This is a genomic window from Winogradskyella sp. ABM4_392 (assembly GCF_056160445.1).
Map to the genome: position 1 here is coordinate 82243 of NZ_JBSWXE010000002.1, position 17535 is coordinate 99777.

At 32.4% G+C, this 17535-nt stretch carries 18 protein-coding genes; all 18 read right to left on the bottom strand.

Features of this window, described 5'->3' with window-relative positions; translation table 11 throughout:
• Nucleotides 1-881: 881 nt before the first annotated feature.
• The 18 genes from ACXAFS_RS06460 to ACXAFS_RS06545 all read right to left on the bottom strand — a co-directional run bounded on the left by ACXAFS_RS06460 (nt 882) and on the right by ACXAFS_RS06545 (nt 17522).
• Nucleotides 882-3455 (bottom strand): RAD55 family ATPase, encoded by a 2574-nt coding sequence (locus ACXAFS_RS06460; protein WP_475305988.1) that lies wholly within the window; start codon nt 3453-3455, stop codon nt 882-884.
• Between the two features lie 7 nt (nt 3456-3462).
• Nucleotides 3463-4209 carry a hypothetical protein gene (locus ACXAFS_RS06465; protein ID WP_475305989.1) on the bottom strand — a complete coding sequence of 249 codons (747 nt, stop codon included), beginning with the start codon at nt 4207-4209 and terminating at the stop codon, nt 3463-3465.
• Between the two features lie 4 nt (nt 4210-4213).
• Entirely contained in the window at nt 4214-5023 is an 810-nt protein-coding gene (locus ACXAFS_RS06470) for a hypothetical protein (RefSeq protein WP_475305990.1), read from the bottom strand.
• A gap of 5 nt (nt 5024-5028) precedes the next feature.
• A complete protein-coding gene (locus ACXAFS_RS06475) occupies nt 5029-6249 on the bottom strand; it encodes a DNA cytosine methyltransferase (protein WP_475305991.1) in 1221 nt (406 codons plus the stop codon).
• Nucleotides 6250-6365: 116 nt separating this feature from the next.
• Entirely contained in the window at nt 6366-6932 is a 567-nt protein-coding gene (locus tag ACXAFS_RS06480; protein WP_475305992.1) for a hypothetical protein, read from the bottom strand.
• Between the two features lie 399 nt (nt 6933-7331).
• A complete protein-coding gene (locus ACXAFS_RS06485; protein ID WP_475305993.1) occupies nt 7332-7769 on the bottom strand; it encodes a hypothetical protein in 438 nt (145 codons plus the stop codon).
• Between the two features lie 98 nt (nt 7770-7867).
• On the bottom strand, nt 7868-8452 hold the full coding sequence (locus ACXAFS_RS06490; protein ID WP_475305994.1) for a hypothetical protein: 585 nt from the start codon (nt 8450-8452) through the stop codon (nt 7868-7870).
• A gap of 93 nt (nt 8453-8545) precedes the next feature.
• On the bottom strand, nt 8546-9148 hold the full coding sequence (locus ACXAFS_RS06495; protein WP_475305995.1) for a hypothetical protein: 603 nt from the start codon (nt 9146-9148) through the stop codon (nt 8546-8548).
• Nucleotides 9149-9398: 250 nt separating this feature from the next.
• A complete protein-coding gene (locus ACXAFS_RS06500; RefSeq protein WP_475305996.1) occupies nt 9399-10280 on the bottom strand; it encodes a TolB-like translocation protein in 882 nt (293 codons plus the stop codon).
• Between the two features lie 92 nt (nt 10281-10372).
• On the bottom strand, nt 10373-10783 hold the full coding sequence (locus tag ACXAFS_RS06505; RefSeq protein ID WP_475305997.1) for a hypothetical protein: 411 nt from the start codon (nt 10781-10783) through the stop codon (nt 10373-10375).
• The gene (locus ACXAFS_RS06510; RefSeq protein ID WP_475305998.1) at nt 10776-12164 is read right to left on the bottom strand and encodes a serine hydrolase domain-containing protein; all 1389 of its coding nucleotides are present in this window, start codon (nt 12162-12164) and stop codon (nt 10776-10778) included. Before ACXAFS_RS06510 ends, ACXAFS_RS06505 begins: the two co-directional genes overlap by 8 nt.
• Before the next feature lie 47 nt (nt 12165-12211).
• On the bottom strand, nt 12212-13060 hold the full coding sequence (locus ACXAFS_RS06515; RefSeq protein WP_475305999.1) for an NAD(P)H-binding protein: 849 nt from the start codon (nt 13058-13060) through the stop codon (nt 12212-12214).
• A 55-nt stretch (nt 13061-13115) separates the two neighbouring features.
• Nucleotides 13116-13622 carry an anthrone oxygenase family protein gene (locus ACXAFS_RS06520; protein WP_475306000.1) on the bottom strand — a complete coding sequence of 169 codons (507 nt, stop codon included), beginning with the start codon at nt 13620-13622 and terminating at the stop codon, nt 13116-13118.
• Between the two features lie 3 nt (nt 13623-13625).
• Nucleotides 13626-14027 carry a DUF5367 family protein gene (locus ACXAFS_RS06525; protein WP_475306001.1) on the bottom strand — a complete coding sequence of 134 codons (402 nt, stop codon included), beginning with the start codon at nt 14025-14027 and terminating at the stop codon, nt 13626-13628.
• Nucleotides 14028-14118: 91 nt separating this feature from the next.
• Nucleotides 14119-14991, bottom strand: a complete 873-nt coding sequence (locus ACXAFS_RS06530; protein WP_475306002.1) for a helix-turn-helix domain-containing protein — start codon at nt 14989-14991, stop codon at nt 14119-14121.
• A gap of 60 nt (nt 14992-15051) precedes the next feature.
• Entirely contained in the window at nt 15052-15624 is a 573-nt protein-coding gene (locus tag ACXAFS_RS06535) for a DUF4251 domain-containing protein (RefSeq protein ID WP_475306003.1), read from the bottom strand.
• Nucleotides 15625-15683: 59 nt separating this feature from the next.
• Entirely contained in the window at nt 15684-16988 is a 1305-nt protein-coding gene (locus ACXAFS_RS06540; RefSeq protein WP_475306004.1) for a GAF domain-containing sensor histidine kinase, read from the bottom strand.
• Between the two features lie 84 nt (nt 16989-17072).
• The gene (locus tag ACXAFS_RS06545; protein WP_475306005.1) at nt 17073-17522 is read right to left on the bottom strand and encodes a DUF2452 domain-containing protein; all 450 of its coding nucleotides are present in this window, start codon (nt 17520-17522) and stop codon (nt 17073-17075) included.
• Nucleotides 17523-17535: the final 13 nt, after the last annotated feature.

Sequence of the window (17535 nt, forward strand, 5' to 3'; positions counted from 1 at the left end):
GAGCAATTGTATCGAGAAGTAATTGTATGGTATATTTGTTCTCGATACTAATTTTATCCGCTGTGGCTACTAAAATTCACTCGAACTGACGTTAGCGTATTATTAGAGTTATTTAGTTAACAATATTTCGTCACTTCGAGTGATTGCGAAGGGTGAGCAATAGTATCGAGAAGTACTACAAAGAATAGAGTGTGGTTGTAAAAATACTATTTTACATAATGTAAATTATAGGACAATTATAACAATTTGCGTAATAGCGCTTATTAGCGATATTTGACATCATCATAGTTCTAGAGACACATAGTGTTCTATAACGTCAATGATTATGTACAAGCAAATTGTGGTTTTTAAACTAAAATAACCTTAACGAACTTTGTAAGTATTCATATTATTGTATCAATTAGTATTAAAACTAATCATCCGATAAATCATTCCAGCACACAAAAAAACCAGATTTTTAACGCTATTGTAATTTTGAGGTATTTGGATATTTGTGTGATAAATTTTTTTCTACGCGATTCTCAGAGACTTGCTTTAAATCGCTCTTAAGTCTTTTTAGAACAGTTCTAATAAACCGCATTAACATTATGTAAAATAGAATTCGAGACTTTATAACTGACCAAGTTTTACATTATATCTTTTTTTCTTGTTAATAAAAGAAACAAAAAAATCAAGACTGCATATAATTTTGGAAACAATTACGGCACGTTACGCTACATTTTAGGAAACTTCTGAACTAATTAAGATTGCTTTGAAATTCAATTTAAAGTTTATAACTTTTAAGAATTAGTATTGCTAGATCCCTAAAATCTTAAGCTCCACTCACCTATTGTATTAGCCAAAATTTTATGAGGCCAATTTCTAAGGGACTAATTAAAATTTCAATTTTTAATTTTACTATCACCAAGAATAAAATTTATTAATTGTGGGTGTGTGTAAACTTCTAAAAATCTGCTATTCTCTCTATCCCACTCTAAGAACTCTTCAGGTATATCTTGGTTTATAGCACTTTTAACTGCCAGGACAAATCTCTTTTCCCCATCTCTTTTCGAACTTACTTCTTCCATGAAAAAATAGAAATCGGAAGCCTTTACCAAAGCGTGTAAAAAAGGAGCCATTCCCTTTTGCAAAAGTAGATGGTCTGGTATTGCTTGATGAATCAACTGATGTCTGTCCGATGAATCATTGTCGTATAATTTGTCATTTAAGGAAAAGTTCGTAAATGTACTAACTACAGTCAGGTCATATCTTGAAAGAATATTATACAACATTGGCCAAACCATTGTGCTATCTTGTAATTTTTCAAATTGTAAAAATACATTATGCAATCCATCTATCAATACTCCTGTAAATGGTTTTCCTCTTAGATTAGCCTCATCGAGTTTTTGAGTTATTTTTTTTAAAAAATCTTGAGCAGTAATAAAACCAGGATAAAGCACAATAAAATCTAATAAGGGGCTAGGTATATTTTTATATGTCTTGCGTATATCTTTTTGAAGAGTCTTATATACGACATCTTCATAATATTTTTCAGGATATAAAAATGAAATTATTAGAATATTTCTTTGATGATTTTTATGCCCAAAGTCAAAATCATTTATTACACTAATATCCAAAGTCTTGTCCATTGGAGGTGTTAAAAGTATATTTAAAGAAAATCCAGCTTTTCCAGAACTGCCATAGCCATGCACTAAAATGTTAGATCTTGGATACAATTCTAAATAAAATTCTCTACTGGATTTTACTTTTTTATTAGAATTTCTAATTATATCTAACGTAGTTGACTTCTTGTTTTCTATTATATTTAGGCTATGTATTATTTTGCCTGTATCTCTTAAAAGTCTCTGTGTTTGCTCCTTTCTGTCAATTTGTGAAGGAATTTGAGGTGATATTCTAAAACCATTACTTCCATGCATATGATAAATGTGAGAGCCTTGTCTAGATAGTTGATGTCTAGTTTTATATAAATTAAAGACTCTAATTGGTTTTTTATTTTCTTTATCAATATGCTTGTGTTCTAATTCAATCCCCACATCAATTAAGTATTCTAATTTCAGTTCTTTTGGTATTCCTTGTGGGCTTAGTAAAATAACCAAGGAATTTAGTTTTCTACATGCTACAATGAAATTTTCAATTTTTTCGTATTCAACATTTGTAGTTTCATCAAAAAGTTCATTGATATTGTCAATAACAATAATACTTGGTGTTAAATGAGTTAATTCATCACTTGTATTATTATCTTGATTCAATTCCTCCCCTATTCTTTTTAATTCATCCGTAAATTCATCAATCTTAAAGTTTTTTTCTGGTTTAATTCCATGAAACCAATCTGTATTATCATCAAAAAAACTCAACTCTGAATTTACTTTAGGGCGTAAAGTATATAATCTTCTTTCTAAATCTAGAATATCTTCCTCTAGGGAGATATATAGACAATTTGAACCAAAACCTGAGAATGCATTTGCAATTGATAAAGCAAAAGAAGTCTTTCCAACACCAGCACGACCACTTACACTCATTACCAAGCCGCCATAAGAAGCCGGTCTTAACCCGCCAAAAAATAAAATATCAGCACCCTCTATTGGTATAGGGAATCCAAATAATTGATTTATTATTCTACCTCTTTCAGGAATTTCCCTGTATCTAGAACTTACTCTAAATCTGTTAGTAATTAATTTCTTACGAATTTCTTTTAAAAAATTCTTTTTATTTATGCTATCACATTTTAAAAAGTCTTTTGCAACTTCTATACTTTTTTTTTCTATACGATTTTCGCTTTTTGAATCACCAAACCATAAATGTGTTATTCCTTTGAAAGACAGAAAATTTCCCAAAAAGGACTGAATTTCAGGAACTTTTAGAGGCCCATTCGAAACAAAAGAATTTTCATTTGGTAACGCTTTAGGCCACCTGTTATTAATTTTTTTAAACTTGTCAAGGTCATTTAAAGCAGAAAAAATTTGAGACTCACTAAATATTCTACTCTGTTTTTGTGCTATTTCTGAAGGTCCTACTTTCGGATGAGCAGGAGATAAATTAAAAATATTATATAGAAATGTAGTACATGTTGATACTGAATAGGCGGCTGTAAAGGCATACTCAGGAACAGTGAGGAGATTATATATAATATTTAGTGGCGATGGAATTAAATAACCACTATTAGTATCAATATTTTGGGCATCATTAAATGCCATGATTGTTAACTTAAGTATTCGAGGAAATTGTTTTTGCCTTGAACGATGGCTTGGAACTAGACCTATTCGAATGTGCTTATCTAGTCTTTGATTAATCTCTTCTAAGTCTTTAAAACAAGAAATTAATTCCTCATTATCCTCTGTCATTAATTCTTCTTGACCCTCTTGTTTATATTCTACACATTTTAATAAAGCGTGCGAAATAGATTTCCAAAACAAAGGAAAGAGTTTTAAATAGTTTAAGTTAGTTTTATCCTCCATTTACTCATTAGTTAGCAAAAATCAGCTCTCTTTTTTTAACTCTTTGCCTAGATCTTTGACTCTTAAAAGCTTTGAATTCATTTGAACCGGACAACACAGATGTTCTTACTATTTTAGTCCGCTCTTTTATTTGAAAATTTGAATGAAGCTTTTTTCTTAATCGATGAGTTTTTGGTAAAATCATATACAATTCTTTTGCTAAAGTTAAATTTAACTTATCATTTTTGAGCCATTTGAGAATCAGATTATTCACAAGAGCGTTGTTGTTTTTACCACTTTTAATTAGATAGCTTAAAAATTTTATTGCTTCAGAAACTGAAACATTTGATAAAATTTGTAAATAAAGCCAAGGGTCATAATTTTTTACTTCAGCTAATTCATAACTAATTATATCTGTATTGAGCATTGGGCTTTCAGGTATAACTTTACTAATGTAGTTTAAAAGACTTGCTTTTTGGTAGTAACTCATTTCTTCAGTTGAGTTCTTAATAAAATTGAGATATGACTCAGCAATTTTACTATCCTTTATTTCAGAATTTAAAATGAAACTACATAACCTTGTAATAGCTTGACTATCAAATTCAAGTAAATCATCTTTCAGTTTTATTAATAGCTTTAATTCGTCTTCCAAATCTTCACCACTTTTAACTTTTAAGCGATTTTTCTTTGCTCTGTTTTCTAGCTCTGAATTTCCATTCTTTGAGTCCACAGATGGCTTTAGAATTTGCTGTTTTAGTATTTGATATTCTGTCATTCTTTTAGTTATTTATCTTGATTGGTAGTGGTCTGAAATTCTTAAATAGATTTGGCTTATGAACATATTCGCTAAGACCTAATTCATCCTCACAGCCTTCTAATGGTTTTGTTAGACCTCCGGGTATAAATACATCATAAAAACCTGCATCAATTATTGTTGGTTTATATGCATTTTTTACATCGAGACTGTGGACATAAATCAGATTCTCTTGATCAATAGTTTGAGATAGTCCTGCCCTGCATACTAAATTATCAATCTCACTTTTTTCCATATCTTCTAATTTTTCATCACTTACAAAACTCCATTCTATAAACCTTTGAATTTTAGCATTATATAGTGAATTTTCATTATCTGACAAAAGTGCTTTAATTCCTAAATATTCTTTGCATTTGTCTGAATCATTAATTATATCTTCAGCAATTTCTAATTCAAGTAATTCAGTAAAGGCAATTAATCTATCTTCAGGATCTTCATCTTCGTCTAAAATGTAATCGATTAAATCTGTTTGTTCAAAACCTGTTATTTCCTGAATCCAACTGACCAAGATTCTAATAGGCTTAATTCTTTTGAATCCATCTGGTTCGGTTTCAAAATCTCCTAAATTACCTAATAATTTATTTCCATGACAATACTTTTTTACATAATCTAAAATATTACCATTAGTACTTTCTTCATACTTTGACAAATATTCTAAAAAGTCTTCCTTTTGATCAGCATCTAATTGATTATCGCTATGAAATTTATCTAGAAAATTATTAGAATCTGGATTGCTCTTTAAACAAATATAACCTGATGAAGTTCTGTAATCCATAATTGCTATTTAAGTTGCGCCTTTATTCCATTAGCAATTCCATATGACATTAACGGCGGAACAGCATTGCCAATTTGTTTAAATGCAGAACTTCTACTTCCTTCAAAATAATAATCATCAGGAAAAGATTGTATTCTTGCAGCTTCTCTCACTGAAAGAGATCTAATTTGATTAATATCGGGATAAATATAATAATTGCCATCCTTAGCTATATGCGCAAGCATAGTATGTGATAAATTATTAGAATCTACAACTTTGAAACGATCTAAAAATGACTTTTCATTTTTATGTGATCTTAATCTTTTTGGTAAATCTGTATATTTTAATCTTTTACCATTTTGCCAATATTCAATAGCAATTTTATATATTTCTATATCTCTTTCGTTATGCGTTCTTGCAATGTGTTGAGTAACAAAATCAACCCCATTTCTTATTTCAAACCTCTTAAGATAATCATTAGTCTCTCTAACATAATTACTAGTATTATTTGCTTCACCTGGCATTAGATACTTTAGGTCTTCAAGAATATCATTTACCTTAAACTTGTTTTCAATAAACTCAAATTTTGGGTAATTAAAATCAATATCCTTTCGTGAACCAATTAATATTATTCTCTTCCTAGTCTGAAGAACACCAAAATTTTTAGAATTTTGAATAGAATATTCTACTTTATATCCTACTCTTTTGAAATAAGACTTCATGTTCTTAAAATAAGAACCATTTTGAGCAGATAATAAACCTAAAACGTTTTCAAATACAAATATCTTAGGTTGATATCTAAGAAGAAATTTTGCATAATCTTTATATAGATAGTTTCTGGAATCGTTAATCATTCCATCAATATCTCTAGCCCTCCCAACAAGAGAGTAAGCTTGACAAGGCGGACCACCAATAATTAAATCAATACCTTTATTTAGGGAAAGCTCATCTATTTTTTCGAAAATATCAATATTTTTATTTGAACCAATCTTGGAGTTAATTATTGATTTAACAATATCTAAATTCCCAAATTCTGATATAAAGTCTCTTCTATTTATTTTACCACTCAAATAGTCATGGTAAATGTCAATTCTCCCTTCTTTTTTTAATTTATGATATACTAATCTTGTTTCAAGAGTTTTACAGGCATTAGAATCTATTTCAACATGTGCAATTGGATTGTATCCAGCTTTTATAAAGCCTTCAGACAGTCCGCCAGCACCCGAAAATAAATCTATAAAATTCATTAATTAAAATTCCTAAATTAAAATTGACATTGAAGATAAAATAAAATATTAATATGCTGATATATTCCAAGCACATTTTCTTCTCTTTCCTTTACTTTTTAAAAAATACTTCCTTACTATACATATCTGTATTTCGATAATTGATAATATGCTAGATTACAAATCCCAAAGAAAAGTAAAAAAATTGCAATCATTTGAAATTCAATGTTGCTAATATCGTTTTTGATTTTGAGAAAATAAATAGCAAAAGTAAAAATAAGACTAGAACCAATCATAATAATAGAAGACCACAAATAACTACCAGATAGAAAACTCTCTTTTGGGAGTGTTTCAAAATTTAAAATAGTTATTCTTTTATATTCATCACTACTTCCCAAAAAATGATTTCTTATATTATTAATTATATTAAAATGTTCAAATTGAACTTTTCTTAACCTTCCTAATATACATATCATAATAAAACCAATAGCACTAATAAAAATCATAATTAAGGATAGTGATTTATATTCATCAATCTCCTTATTTAATAATTTGTTTTCAAACAACAAAGCAACTAATCCACCGAAAAGAGTAGTTAGTGTAAGGAAAATAGTTGTTAATTTATTTCTCAATTCATCAATATGAAATGTTAGCTTTATAGCAGAATCATATTCTTGTAATAAATAAGCATTTTTATCATCCATAATTAGAGGGTTTTCAAAAGGTTGATTATAACCAGTTGGCTACTTTTATAAAAGCTATTAATTAAAATAAGGGTGGGATTTATCACTAATAATCCAGTGATTGTGGTTTAAATATAATAAATATTTCGAAATCCATTGCACACACATTTACTCACTCAATTTGTCTATTAAATAAATAGGTGTTCATGAATCTCGCAAGCTCGATTTTGCACCACTACTCCACCCTCTTAGAAAAAGAGTGTTTGTTTGCACCACACACTTATTTGATAAATAAGTGCTCGTGAATCTTATAATGAATTTGGCTTGCGCCTAATCTCATTCCTCGATTTCATTAACTTAGAAATAAATTTTTAAGAAACAGAAGTTTACACTTCTTCTGTACTTAGTGCAAGCTAAACGCTATTGGTAATTAAAAAACAGTTCAACAACAACACCAAGGATAGCACTTAATATGGCTGTAAAGGGAGATAAGCGTTTTAAATTAAATGCATTTGCAAATGCCAACCATAAGCACACTAAAGCACAAACAGATAAAATTATTGTTCCGTATAAAGGCACGATGCTATTAAAAAGACCAATTTGATTAAAAATAGGATCTAGCAAAGCTGTAAATCCAAAAAGGGCTAATGTAAAATTGGTCTTTTTATGTCCTATAAATAGATAATAACCAGCAATTAAAAGCTCAACGCTTAATACCAAAGGCCCAAATTGGTTGTAGTAGGCTCTTTTAAAATAGCCTTCTAATCCTTGAGGAAAATCAATCTTTACTACAAAGGCAATGCTTAGAGCAACTCCAACAATTAAAAGTAATACTGAAATACGTTGTCGTTTTTTCATAAGCATTGTCTTTAGTTTACCAACGGTTTTAACTATGATTTAGTTACAAAATCAATGGCAGAAAGCTTTCTTTAAGCAATCTGCCACTGCGTTATACTTTATTTTGAATATTCGATTAATTCTTCCACATACCTAAAATCTCCTTGATTTTGAGTCAATTTTATGAAGTTTTTTACAGCAGGTGCATATAACCAAATTTCAGTTTCATCTGCACTATAGCCTCTGGAATTTGTGGTTTTACCAGTGTATTTTATGGTATAAGCCATAAAGGTTCCTGCCTCTACCGTTTCTTCTTGGTAGGATAATACTTCAGCATTCTGACTTTGGTTTCCAGTAGTGCCATCCTGACTTGTCCAATTATTTTCATATTTCCATTTTTTACCTACTTCGAGAGGCCAGTCGTACTTTGGTGTTTTACTTTCATCTGGTTTAACGATATCAGTAACAGGAATGGTGTCCTTACCAATGGTCATACCTAGAGCACCTCTAAAATCCACTATTTCTCTGGTGTCTGTTCCATCAGAACGTACTTCGCCTTCCGTAGTGACGCCTTTATATTTCCAAACCCATTTCTCACCAATAGCGTAATCGGCTAGCGTTGGTTGTTGAGTTATACCAGTATTGGTATTGTTGTTACAAGCACTAAGGATTAACAAAGCAAATACTATACATAGATTTTTCATTTTATGATATTTTATGTCTAAAAGCAATTAGACTGGTTGTAAAAGTTACTAAATTTTAATGGTTATTCTTTTGTTCGTAATTTAAATTAAGGTTTATAACCAGCTAAACCCTAATCCTACATTAAAGATTACTGCATCTCTATGCGCATCTCCATCTAAAAACGCACGACCAAGTACTAATTTAGACTGTACATTGAGCGCAAAATTTCTCTTTTTGTAAATTTCGTAACCAGTACTTGCCATAACTGCACAACCGAAGTTAAAATCGTCATTGACATTGTCTTTAATATCATATAGTGCTGGCGAATCTATGGCCAAACCAATACCTCCATGTATCCACCAACGCTCTTTTACCCAATATTGTAACGATGGAATAAAACCACCAAAATGTCTGTCGTTATCCTGAAACTCGTAGATGTTTCCTGGCATAGACAGCGTAATGGCTAGGTTTTTATTTAGCATATGACCAAACTTTAAATCTGGAAAGACGAAGGTGCCTTGAGATTTGTCAAACGTTTGAATACCTGCACTATCTTCTAAACTAATAATGCCTCCTCCTACGGTAAATTCGAATATGAAACCTTGCCTCTGTGTTGTGGTTTCTGAATCTGTGTTTTGTGCGTATGTTATACTAGATAATAATGCAAAGGCTACACATGCCATTCTTAATAAAATTTGTTTTTTGATTGATGTCATAATTGTTCGTTTTTTGATTTTTTAATTGATTGACTTCTTTTTAATTGAATTTTATGCTGCAAATAACTTTCGAAAGGCAGTCAAAATGAAAATCAAATTACTGAACTGTTAAATAGTATGGATGAATTGATTTTGTTAGTTGTTCAATTCATCAAAGAGCGTGATTTGGCGTAGTTGGATGGTATATATTCAATCTCTGAATGAAATAGTACTTAGTGTTGTGTTGAGATAAATTTCACATAAAATTTGTCTAATGCTTAGGTTTCAACTCTTCAATCACTTGTGCATCTACCCAAAAAATATCTACATTTTCGAAATTGTCTGATCCTACATTTCTACTAAAGAAAAGGTATTTACCATCTGGCGTTATACTTGCTGAAGCTTCCCAAGTATTGGTATTTATTTTATCTCCCAAATTAATGGCATTGCCCCAAGTACCATCTTTTTGTTTGAAACTAATATAAATATCAGAATCACCATAACCTTCTTCCCTTTTAGCATCAAATAATAAATAGGATTCATCTGGCGCTATAAAAGGATGACTCAAAAAGGTTCCTGTATTTATTACTTTGGGTAATGCTTTGGGTTCTTCATGTTTGCCATTAACTAAGCGTGAATAACGAATTGGAAATGTTGAATCGTTAGTTTTATATGTGTCAAAATAATACGTGCCATTAGTGGAAGATGACAGTCTCATGATAAACATAGAATCATTACTTACAGTAGGTGGCTCTAGCTTTAGTAATTCAGACCATCCAGAATCTGTTCTTTTAAGATAATTGTCACCTAAATGCATCGTTTTACCATCTGGCGATATTACTGGTCTCCCTATCCAAGGTGATGCTATTTCAGACTTTTCCCAATTTTTACTTTTTTCATTGTATTTGTATTCGTAAAACGCTGATGTTTTATTTTCTTCACCTCTTCTTATGAAATAAAATGCCCTCATATCTTTAGAAAATGCTCCATCATATTCATAAATATCTGTAGACACTAGTCCTGGCGCAAAAGGAATTGGCGTTAGTTCTGGTGGTTGTTGGCCTAGGTACGGTTGGGCTATGGTTGTTGTGTTTTTGGTTTTGGTGGTACAGGCTGTAATGGTTAGTGCTAGGGTTAGTAGTATTGTTTTCATGGTTTTTGGTTTTGTGCTTTTTGGTTCTCGATACATTTTTAATCGCTTTGGTGGCGATTAAAAACACTTGAACTGACGGTTTGTATGATGTTTTAGGTTTGTTTTTGTTTGGTGTTTAGAGCTAGACTTATGAGTAATATCGTGCTGGAAATACCAAAACCTAGTATGCCTATGTTGATGCCTAGTAACGTTTTTTCACTACCATCTAGATATTTCATAGAACCACCATAAAAATCTTTTAATATAAATGCGAGTAAAAAACCACCTGTGATGAGTAAACTTAAAACAGCAGTAATTTTAATTTCTTTTTTAACCCAAACAAGCCATAAACAAAGTAGTCCTATACCAGAATTGGTGATTAATTGCCATACTTCGTGAATTCTAACATGTGGAGTCCAATCCGGATTAAAGACATGAGTTTGGTTAATTTCAAGAAACGGTACAACTACTGCGTATAACAATACAGAGAATGTAATGCTGTATTTTAAAATTTGCCTATTCATTTTTGAGTGTTTTTAGTTGTGTTTTGGCATTGTTACACCAATGGCAATTATCCTTTGGTGCTAGTTGTAGTCCCTTGGTAAATGCTACAATGGCATTTTGGTTTTGGTTGTACTTAAGATAGGCTTCACTATTTAATACTGATTTGTCGCTGAATTTAGTTCCCAAATTACTTTCTAAAAATGCTGGTAGTTGTTGGCTATCTTCGGGTTTGTTTTGGTTGATGAAGTCATAGACCAGCTCATAAGTGAGTTTGGTGATTGGTTTTGGTGTATAGTCTTCATTGTATAGCATTTTGGCTATATACCATGCTGTATTTTCTGAATCTTGGTTGAGTCTTACATTTGATAGTACAATGATTACCATATCTTCTTCTACAAATCTTAGGATATTGGCAAAATAGATGCCATTGCTACCGTTATGAGTAACAATTTTGGTGTTATTACTGCTTGTGAAAATCGCCCAACCATAGCCATAATGTGATTGTGCTTGCTGGTCTTCGGCTACGTGTGGTGTTTCTATTTGCTTTAGGGATTCGGCCGTTAAGACTTCATTGTTTTGAAGTGCCTGGTGCCACCTAAACAAATCTTGTGTTGTGGCATGTATATCTCCTTTACCAATGCTAAACCAATGCTTGTTGGTATCTGGTAATTGTTGTTGTGTGGTTCCCCAATCTCTCCATTCGCCATCGCTATAGTTAAAATAATAACCATGTGCCAATTGCTCAGTACTAAAGTTAATGCTTTTGTAGCCTGTATGTTTCATGTTGAGCGGTTTAAAAAACTGCTCTTCTAAAAAGGTGCCATAGGCTTGGTTAGACACTTTCTCAATGATAGCAGCCAATAAAATGTAGTTGGCATTGGCGTATCTATGATTTTCGCCAGGTTTGGTTAATAAGTCGGCCTTAAAGCATAGATCTAAAAATTCTTGTTTACTCGCTTCATCGTATCTAAAGCCACCTGTTGCAGGCGAAATACCTGAGGTGTGAGTGAGCAGTTGATGGATGGTGATATCTTTTTTGTCTTTTGGTACGTTGCTGAAGAACTGTGGTAACTTATCTGATACCTTAAGTTTGCCTTGTTCTACCAATTTGATGATGGCTGCAGCGGTAAACTGCTTGGTCACCGAACCTATATTAAAGACCGTTGCTGGGCTGTTTGGGATTTTGTATTCTCTATTTGCCCAACCATAGCCTTTGGATAGGATGATTTTATCGTTTTTAGCCACCAATACCGAAGCTGCGTATCCGTTTGTAGCACTGTTTGTGAGGTAGGTGTCTATTCTGTCTTTTAGCGTGTTTGCGTCTGGCGTAGCTTGTTGTGCTGCTACAAGATTTAATCCGAGTAGCAGCAACAAGCTGAATATGATTGATTGGTTTTTCATGATTGTTTGTTGTTAAGATACGGTAAACGTTACATTAAAACGTTTGATTATTGTACGGTTTCAACTTTAGCATTCCACACTCCTGTTTTTGCGGTTTCTTTTACGAAATCTGAAAAATCCTTTGGTTTTCTGCCCAGTACCAACTCGATATCGTTTGTAATTTCGGAATTGTTAGGGTTGCCCAAAACTTCAGTAAACAGATATTCTATTAACCATACAAAATCTGCTGGTACACCGTGTTGTTTTAGCATGTGCGTGTATGCTGATATGGCAATTGGTGTAAATGCGATGTCTCTTTGGGTTGCCTGAGCAATTTCTTCAACCGCTTCCTTGAATGTTAGCGTTCTTGCACCAGTAAGCTGATATATTTTTCCGTTGTGATTATCGTGCAACAGTGCTTCTACTGCAACATCTGCAATATCGTTGGTATCTACAAATGGGATTTTAGCTTCGGCTTGCGGTAAGGCTACAAAACCTTCAAGAATTGGATCTATTAAAAAGCTTTCGCTGAAATTTTGATTAAACCAACTGGCTCTTACAATAGTATAATCTAATCCTGAGTGTATAACAACCTGCTCACAAAGTTCTGCTTCTCTTTCACCTTTACCAGATAAAAGGACGAGCTTTTTTACGTTACATTTTTTGGCTTTTTTGACTAAGGTTTCAATAGCTTCTAATGCTCCAGGTACTGCTAAATCTGGTTGAAAAGTGATATAGACCTTGTCTATGTTTTGCATAGCATCTTCCCAAGTATCTGGATTATCCCAACCGAAAGCTGGAGTTGCTGATCTTGATCCTATCCTTACGTTATGTCCTAAGGTGTTTAGTTTATTTACGATTTTGCGACCTGTTTTACCAGTTCCGCCAATGACTAAGATGTTTTGTTTGTTTTTCATGGTTGTTGTGTTTTAATTTTAGTTCTTAATTACTGTTCGTCTTTTGATTGATGATTTATAAATTGTTTTTTGCGATTTGCATAGCATTAATAATGAGCAGTACAAAGGCTATTGTTGCCGTTATTGTTCTAATAGTGTGAAATTGATTCCATTTGGTTTCAAAGGTTGCTCTTAAAGTTTTTAACTCTTCAGTGCTTGCAGTTGCTATATTGGTTTTGTCTACCAGTTCGTTTAAGGGTACATTTCCAAAAATGGTGACCACCACTACTCCAACTGTATATATTATTGCTGCTGCGATTAGTAATCCCTTTATGTTTGATGGTGTATTCCTAAAGACATATATATTGATGATGCTTAAGAAGAATGGACCAAAGAATACTATGAAGAAGGTTGGATTAAGAATAGTTCTGTTTATGTGTTGAAATGCACTCAGGTAACCCAAGTCATCTAATCGTCCTAGTCCTGAGGTAATGGAGTTAGACCATGTAAAGCACAATCCTGCTGATAAACCTGTTAGTACTATTAATAGTATGATTGCTGTGTTTTCAATAGAGATATTCATGACTTAAGCTTTTGAAGTTGCATTTTTAGGATACACACGTATGTAGTAGTACAGTGTTGCTACAGCTAAAAATTCAAATGCGATAATCCAGAATTCCAAAGCAGTAAAAAAGCTGTAATAGCTGCCTCCTATTGGTATAATAAATACTGGTACTGTAATGAGTGCGTCTAAGGCTGCAGCTGTAAGTAGCATGGTCTGCCCTACCCAATAACCATGGGTTTTGTTGTCGTTTTTGTAATAAAACTTAGCACCAAACCATACCAATGGCATTACCACTATGAATAAGACAGTTCCTGGAAGGTGTTCTAATTGTTGTGAAGTTGCTATACTGCCTGCTACTGTGTAGCATAGTATGGCTATCATCCATATGATGAATCCTATTACGATAGCTCTTTTAGTTTTCATGTCCTTTTAGTTTTTAAATTCAGGACAAAGCTATCTCTAAGGCAAAGGATTAACTTGTTTAAAAAGGATTATGATTTGTTCGAAACGGAATTTACTTGATTTGGCTAGGTCTATAACCAAACTTTTTTTCGAAGGCATTAGAAAAGGAACTTAAACTGTCGTAACCAACATGCCAAGCGGCTTCCTGTACCGTAGCATCTTGATTTCTAATCATCTTATGTGCTATAGTAAGACGTTGATTTTGAAGGTATTTGAATACTGGTACACCAAATAGTTCTTTAAATTCTTTTTTGAGTTTGAAGGTATTGAGTCCTATGCGTTTTGAAATTTCATTTAAGGACGGAGGATTGTCAAGATTGTTTAATAAAATATCTCTTGCCTGATTGAGTTTTTCACGCTCTGGTGTTTTTAGTTTTTCGGTTTTTAAATTGGCGAGTTCTCCAAAGAAATGTGATAATAATGCTGTAATCTGACTGCGAAAGAACATCATTTTGGTTTTGCCTTCATATTGAATATTGAAGAGTCCATCAACAATGGTTTGCATTTGTGGTGTCATGATGAAGCTTGGGCCTTCAACATAATGGTCAGACGGATTGACCAGCTCATTGAGCATTTCGCCAAATAACTCTCCTTCCTGGTTCGGTAGTTTGTCTATAGCTCTTGTTGTAGTTGCAATGAGTAAGCACTCTAATGGTTTGTCGTTTTCAACAGTATGATCGAAAACTACGTTTTCATCAGCATAAAAAGACAATACTAAGCCTTTGGTATAATTGAATTCCTTTTCCTTTTTACCATATTTTACTGTAAGATCAACATTGCCAGAGCCGTAAAAAGCTACTGCAATCACTGGTTCATCAAAAGAGCAAGCGCTAGATTCTGACACTAAATCTGTAGCATTAGTGCCAACTTTAGCTTCCTCCACCAAAATGATGAAGTCATTAATATTGATGATGTCCCTGGTCATGTGGTATTCAAATTTAGAGAATAGATTTCAAATTGTAAATATCTATGAGACAGCTTGAGGTCATTCAGTATCGATTAATCGTCCTCTGTAGTTGATTGTATTTCTGTGGGAAGATAAAATGCTAATATTTACAGTTTCATTAGTGTAGAATGTCATAATTACGTTATATGTTTCTACAGAATCTGAATTATCATCCATAGTAAACTTCATGATATATGCATCCTTTTTTTTGTGTTTGGTTAAGCTGTAATCTTTTGGTATGTCATTAAGTACAATACCTAAATGGTTATTATAACGTCCACCTCCCATTTGTTGTTCACCATAAAAAGGTAATTCTCCAATAATACTGTCATTTTTAAAGGTAATATCGTAACCATTAATGTTTATTTGATTAGCTGTATTACCAGTATTACGAGTCACCTGATTTAAAACCTGAGTAGTCGCTCTGGTATTAAAGGGATACACAGTGTTGACATCAATTTTAAAGTCTTTGCTATTCAGTTTGTTTTCTAAATCATTGAGTTTTTGAGCGCGCTCTGCCGAAGTCTCTGAAGATTTACAAGATAATACTACTACAAGCATTGAAAATGCTATACAGTAGAAAAATGATTTAATGACACGATGACTTTTCATAAGTACCTTAAATATAATTATTTAAGCTCAAATTTGCTAGAACATTAACATGCTTTTAGCTATGCTTCATTAGTTTGTTCTTCAGGTTTAGTTACCTCAGACTTAGGTAAGTTAAAATAAAAGGTAGTACCTATACCCTCTTCGCTCTCAACCCAAATATTACCTTTGTAGTATTTCACAATTTTTTCTACGATGGATAATCCAATGCCAGATGAAGACCCTGTACTTTCTAGCTTTGTAAAGATTTTAAAAATCTTATGGAAATAGTTAGGATTAATACCAACTCCGTTGTCTTTCACAAAGAACTGATAATCCTCTTCAGTTTCTGTATAACCAACTTCTACAGTGCCTTGATCTTTATCGCTATACTTCACAGCATTTTGAATGAGGTTTTGAAACACTTGTTTAAATCTCCAAGTATTGCCATATAACGTTGGCATTTTATCTTGAAGCTTAACCGTAATATGATCTGGGATGAGCATGGTTTGCAGAATTTCATCTATAATCTTATTAAGGTTAACAAGGCTGTCTTCTGTATCGATACGGTCTATGGTAGAGTAGTCTAAAATTCCTTTAATGAGTAAATCCATTTTCTCTACATTAAATAGAACTTGTTGTAAAGGATAAAACTCTTTGTCTGTAATTTTATCCTTGTTATCATCCATAAACCAACTTACTAAAGTATGAATATTAATAAGTGGTGCTTTAAGATCGTGCGACACCACATGTGCATATTCATTCAAAGATTTATTTTGTTGCGAAAGGTGCTCTAAAAGCTCTTGCTTTTTGGCTTCTTGTTCTTTTATACGCTCTTCGTATTCCTTACGTTGTCTTAGATTTACCAACATATTGGCATAGACAAAAAGGACTTCTTTTTCGTGATCGTTATATTTATTGAGTTTTTTAACTGAATCAAAACCAATAAAGCCAATAAGTTCATCTTTCTTAAACTTAGGAATAGTGATTAAGCTTTTGATGCCTTGAGGTTCTAAAATAGCTCTGAGTCCAAATTCACCTTCATCTGGCAAGGCACTAACATCTTCTACCCAAAAAGCTTCTCCTTTGCGATGTGCTTCTAACCACTGCGGAATAAAGTCTACAGGAACATCCTTAAGGTTATCAATCTCTGGAGTAATACCATCCGCACACCACTCGTATGTATTTGTTGTAGTATTGTTTACAAAATCATACGAAAAGATATAACTACGGTCAGACTCAACAAACTCACCTATTTGTTTAAGTGATTTATGAATAAGTTGATCTATATCTGATATATCTGCATTAATGTAAGTTGTGGAGATACTAATTAACAACTCTTGAAATCGTAGTTGGCGCTCTATAATTTTATCTTTTTCTAATGGCATATGTGTAGACTTTATTCAAATGAACAAAGTACTATATATCCTTTATTTTAAAAAATAAATTTTTAAGAAAATACAGAGATTTACTTAGATATTAGCTACTGAAGACCCTTTTTGATGCGCAACCTTTTCCCAAAGGTAATCTGAGGTTAAGCGGAAACTACCTAAATACTCAAAATTACAACTGTTGGGCTCAATGATAGAAAGAAATGGTTCTTGCTTTGAGTTATTGTATAAATGATAGGTCTCACCTATTAAAGGCTCAAATGTAAACTTAGCATTGGTCACCAATTCATTATATTCCATAACCTTTAACAACTCATCATACTCAGCTTTAATGGCCTCATACTTAGCCTTAAGATGTTTGTTAGCCTTGTATATTTGAGAACTCTTCCAAGTTCCATTATTTGGTAACTTTATCTGTGGTGCACCAACATTAGTTGCGTAGGGTCTAAATGCAGCATCATAGCGTTGTTTTTCTTCATCGAAGACTACTAAATCTGGTTTCTTTTTTATTTTATCCTTTACTTTACTCATAGCAGTATAAAAG